Origin of the sequence: uncultured Brachyspira sp. (assembly GCF_944390595.1) — a bacterium.
Classification (GTDB): Bacteria; Spirochaetota; Brachyspiria; order Brachyspirales; family Brachyspiraceae; genus Brachyspira.
On sequence record NZ_CALXRN010000152.1, the window covers coordinates 1 to 4,522 of the forward strand.

The window sequence follows — 4,522 nt, forward strand, 5'->3', positions numbered from 1 at the left end:
TTTCATCTCTTTATATTTATCTAAATAAAGTTTTAATATAATATTATAATCCTCTATTTTATCGCCTTCATCATAGGATACAATTCTTGGAATATTGTCAAATATTAAATGTTTAATTTTAAAAATCAAATAATAAAAAGTTTTATCATCATCTACTGATATTTTATTTTTTCTGGAGTATAATATTATTAACTCTATAATATCTCCTATTTTTATTATTGTATTATCCTTATTCAATGAATAGAGAATACTAAATAAAATTTCTTCTAATTCTTCATCTTCATAAGAGTCTGCAAGCTGTTCTATAAGTCTTATTCTTTTTTCTAATATTTTGCCTCTTATTATTGTTTTCTTTTTTGATTTAAAATCCTTATTATTAACTAAATCCTCTATCTGCTTTACATCCAATTTTAATTTTTCAAGTTGATATATTTCTTCATAAATAAATAAATGCTTTTGGCTATAAAAAAGTTCATATTCTTCAGAAAGTTTTGAATAAATTCTATATGCAGGAAAAATAGATTTATCATAATAATTTTGTATTCTCTTTTTCATTTTATCTAAATTAAATTTTTTAGGATTCGGAGTAAAAATACGCAATTTATTACCTAAACCTCCACCTGCAATTCTAGGTCTATTGCATAAGTATTCAAATAAATCTAAAAACACACCTATTCTCAAAAACACTATAGAGTCATATATTGCTCCAAACTCATTCATTGTTGGAACATAAGTTATTGAATATACATGTTCTATATCAATTTCTTTTGGGGCATTATCTACCATATCATAAATAAAAATATCTTCTTCATCTTCGCAGATTATATTAACTTCATTCAAATTATAAGGCTTATCTTTTCTTGTATTTAATTGATGCCCTGATACTTTTGATATAATATAAACTTTTTTATAGCCTTTATTTTCTATAATATCCTTTAATGAATTAAGTATATATTTATCATTATAAATATAATATTCTCTTTCTTCTACATTAATGCTTTTCATAAATGCTTCCTATTATTGCTAATAAAAATTGCTTTATTATTTAAAGCTGTAAACTCGCGAATAAATAGTTGATAACTTGTCAGTTATCAGCTGCTCGTTTACAGACTTTTTTACTTATAAGCCTTTGCTATATGCTCACAATTTTTATAACTACAAATTATTGCTAATAAAAATTTAAATATATGTCAAATAAATTTGCCGTACTCTATGCAATTTTTATAGTTTCTATATTATAAACTATATTTTTTATAATTCATTTCATTACTTACGCAGGACATCAATAAAATTCTTATAATTACTTATATTTTTTGATTATATTATAAATTATTTTTTGTCAAATAGGCGGCATAATGAAATATACAAAAAAGCTTGAAGATTCTATTTATAATCTAATAAAAAAAGAAAATCCTACATTTGAGCATTTAAGCAGAACTTTAAATATTAACTATAATGATTTAAAAGAATATATTAATAAATCAAACAGAAAATATAAGAAAAGTTTAGCAAAAAAAATAAGAAAGGCGAAAGATGAATATTTTAAAGATGCCAAAATAAAAATAGAAAATGCTCTGATAAAAAAAGCTTTGGGTTATTATACTAAAGACACAATAAAAGAAATAAAAACCGATAAAGACGGAAAAGAATCATTTACAAAAAGAACAGTTTATAAATACAATCCTCCAAGCGAAAGAGCTATTATAGTATTTTTAGAGCTTATAAAAACAAGAAATACCAAAAGACTTGAAAAAAGAAAATTAAAAGAAGAAGAAAATAAAATTAATATAAGAGTAGGATTTGATAATTAAAAATAATTTTTTGGGAGAAAAATAATAATGGATATAAAGTTCAACATATTAAAACCTTTTGAAAAATGGGCTTATATGCAGAAACGATTAAAAATAGCATACGGAGGACGAGGCGGAGGAAAAAGCGAATCCATTGCCCGCATTCTAATAGCTAAAAGTTTTGAAATAAAAGGCGTTATATTATGCTCAAGAGAGATTCAAAAATCAATAGCCTATTCAACATATCCCCTTCTAATCAGTATCATAAAAGAATTAAATCTTGAAAGTTTTTTTATCATCAAAAGAAATGAAATCATAAATAAAATCACCAACTGCAAATTTATATTTCTAGGAATAAGAGAATGCTCAATAGAAGAAATTAAATCAATATACAATGTAAAAATATGTTTTATAGAGGAAGGACAAACTCTCACGCAAAGAAGCTATGAAATATTAGAGCCTTCAATACGTGCCGAAAAAAGCGAAATATGGATTGCATTTAATCCAAGATTTGAAACAGATTTTATTTACAAAACAGTAAGCAAATTCAATTTAGAAAATTTATTTTATACAGATAAAAATAATAAAAAATATGATTATAAAGAATATGAAGATAATAATATTTTAATAACTTTTATCAACTATGACGGCAACTATTATTTCAGCGATATATTAAATAAATCAAGACTTTCAACTTTAAAACTTATGCCTAAAATGTATGATCATATTTGGCTTGGCAAAATAAAAAACAAACAGGGAAAAATATTTTTATATTCAAAATTAAAATTCTATGATGAGCAAATAGAAAAAGAAAAAATAAATTCATCGGAACATAAAGCAATAGTTGATCCTGCATTCGGAGAATATAACTGCTTTACATCAGTCATAATATATACTCAGATAGGAGAAGAAATTTATTTAATAGATTCAGGACTCATGCGTAATGATGAAAACTCTACTACAGATGAAAGCATAATAAATTTTCTAATAAATAAAAAAATAAAAAAAGTTATGTGCGAAAGTAATTTTGCTCAAAAAGAATTAGTTAAAAGATTAGAAAAACATTTTGAAGCCTCACCTTTCTATGTGCATAAAAATAAAGCAGAACGCATAGTCAATGCAAGCTATTTAATATATGATAAAATACATTTTCCTAAAAGCTGGCAGGACGCACCGGAAGGAACAGATACAGACAAATGGCTTCAAACAAATAAAGGACGAGGATATATAGCTCTTAGACAATTACTAAATTTCGATGATTCTCTTAATGGAAGCAATATAAAAGGCGATATGTTCAGCTACTTAGATTTTCCGGATGCTTTATCCAGTTTAGTATTTTTTGGAATAGAAGATACAGTTTATGAAGATGATGATAAAATGAATTTGGTTAATGCTATTTTTGGTGAAACGTAAAATAGAAAAATCATATAAAAAATAAAGAGCAGAATATTTATCTTTATAAAAATGCCTGCTCTTTATTTTCTGGTTTCAATAATATATTTAAATTTTTATATTAGTTCTTCTTTTTTCTATTTTTACATACAGGACATATTGGAGGATTTTCGTTATCTACATCTACATAACCGCATATATCGCATTGCCAATTATTAATATCAAAATTTTTATCCTCTAAAAGACTTTGAAATCTTTTTTTATGTCCGTCTTCAATTCTAGCAACATTTATAAAAGCCATAGCTAAATCATCAAATCCCTCTTCCTGAGCAGTTTTAGCATAACCTAAATACATGTCTATAGATTCATAGTTTTCATTTATTATAGATTCCTTCAAATTCTCTTCTGTACTAGGTATACCATGAAAACTCTCAAACCATATTTTAGCATGTTCCTGTTCGTTTCTGGCGAATTTCTCATACATGGCAGCCACATCTTCTCTGCCCTCCTCTCTTGCCTTCTCGGCATAATACATATATCTGCATCTTGCCATAGCTTCACCTATAAAAGCATTTCTCAAATTAACCTCAGTTTTAGATCCTTTTAATTTCATACTAAGCTCCCATTTATTTAGTCAAATTATTAGCAAAATAATAGTTTATTTAAATATAACAAATAATATAAAAATGATGATAATAAAAAAACAAGGAACTTAAAATAATTTTAAGCCCTTGTTTGAACAATAAAATATTTTTTAGAATATTCTTATTTTTCTATTTCTCTGATTAGGTTTACCATCTCAATAGCAGCCATAGCAGAATCAAATCCTTTGTTGCCAGCTTTAGTTCCAGCTCTCTCAATAGTCTGTTCAATGTTTTCGGTAGTAAGCACTCCGAACATTACAGGTATATCAGAATTAAGCGAAACATTAGCAATACCTTTTGATACTTCAGCACAAACATAATCATAATGAGTAGTAGAACCTCTTATAACAGCACCCAAACAAATAACAGCATCATACTTTTTTGATTTAGCCATTTTAGAAGCTATTAGAGGTATCTCAAAAGCACCAGGCACCCAAGCTACGCTTATATCATCGTCTTTTATATCATGACGGGATAAAGCATCTAAAGCACCGCCCAAAAGTTTAGAAACAATGAATTCATTGAATCTAGCACATACTATACCGATTTTAATTGGTTTTTCACTAACGAGTTTTCCTTCAAAAGTTTTCATATTTATATCCTTTTTTAAATTTGCTAGAAAATTGCTTGCCCGTAGCTTCTTGTAACTGACGCTGTCCGCATTCAGCAAAGTTACAATGTGCTCACAATTTATCT

Annotated in this window: 4 protein-coding genes and 1 pseudogene; 2 read left to right on the forward strand and 3 right to left on the reverse strand. The window is 26.4% G+C overall.

Annotated elements, in window-relative coordinates; genetic code table 11:
• Window positions 1-1,005: pseudogene (locus tag Q0J90_RS09090) on the reverse strand (hypothetical protein); the annotation flags it as partial.
• A 347-nt stretch (window positions 1,006-1,352) separates the two neighbouring features.
• Between Q0J90_RS09090 and Q0J90_RS09095 the strand changes: the two are divergent.
• Entirely contained in the window at window positions 1,353-1,811 is a 459-nt protein-coding gene (locus Q0J90_RS09095; RefSeq protein WP_367173881.1) for a hypothetical protein, read from the forward strand.
• Window positions 1,812-1,838: 27 nt separating this feature from the next.
• Entirely contained in the window at window positions 1,839-3,203 is a 1,365-nt protein-coding gene (locus Q0J90_RS09100) for a phage terminase large subunit (protein ID WP_297277600.1), read from the forward strand.
• Between the two features lie 100 nt (window positions 3,204-3,303).
• On the opposite strand, the gene Q0J90_RS09105 is transcribed toward Q0J90_RS09100, so the two are convergent.
• Both Q0J90_RS09105 and ribE read right to left on the reverse strand, forming a co-directional pair.
• Window positions 3,304-3,795, reverse strand: a complete 492-nt coding sequence (locus Q0J90_RS09105; RefSeq protein ID WP_297277601.1) for a ferritin family protein — start codon at window positions 3,793-3,795, stop codon at window positions 3,304-3,306.
• 152 nt (window positions 3,796-3,947) lie between these two features.
• Window positions 3,948-4,418, reverse strand: coding sequence for a 6,7-dimethyl-8-ribityllumazine synthase (gene ribE / locus Q0J90_RS09110; protein ID WP_367173882.1), 471 nt, complete (start codon window positions 4,416-4,418; stop codon window positions 3,948-3,950).
• Window positions 4,419-4,522: the final 104 nt, after the last annotated feature.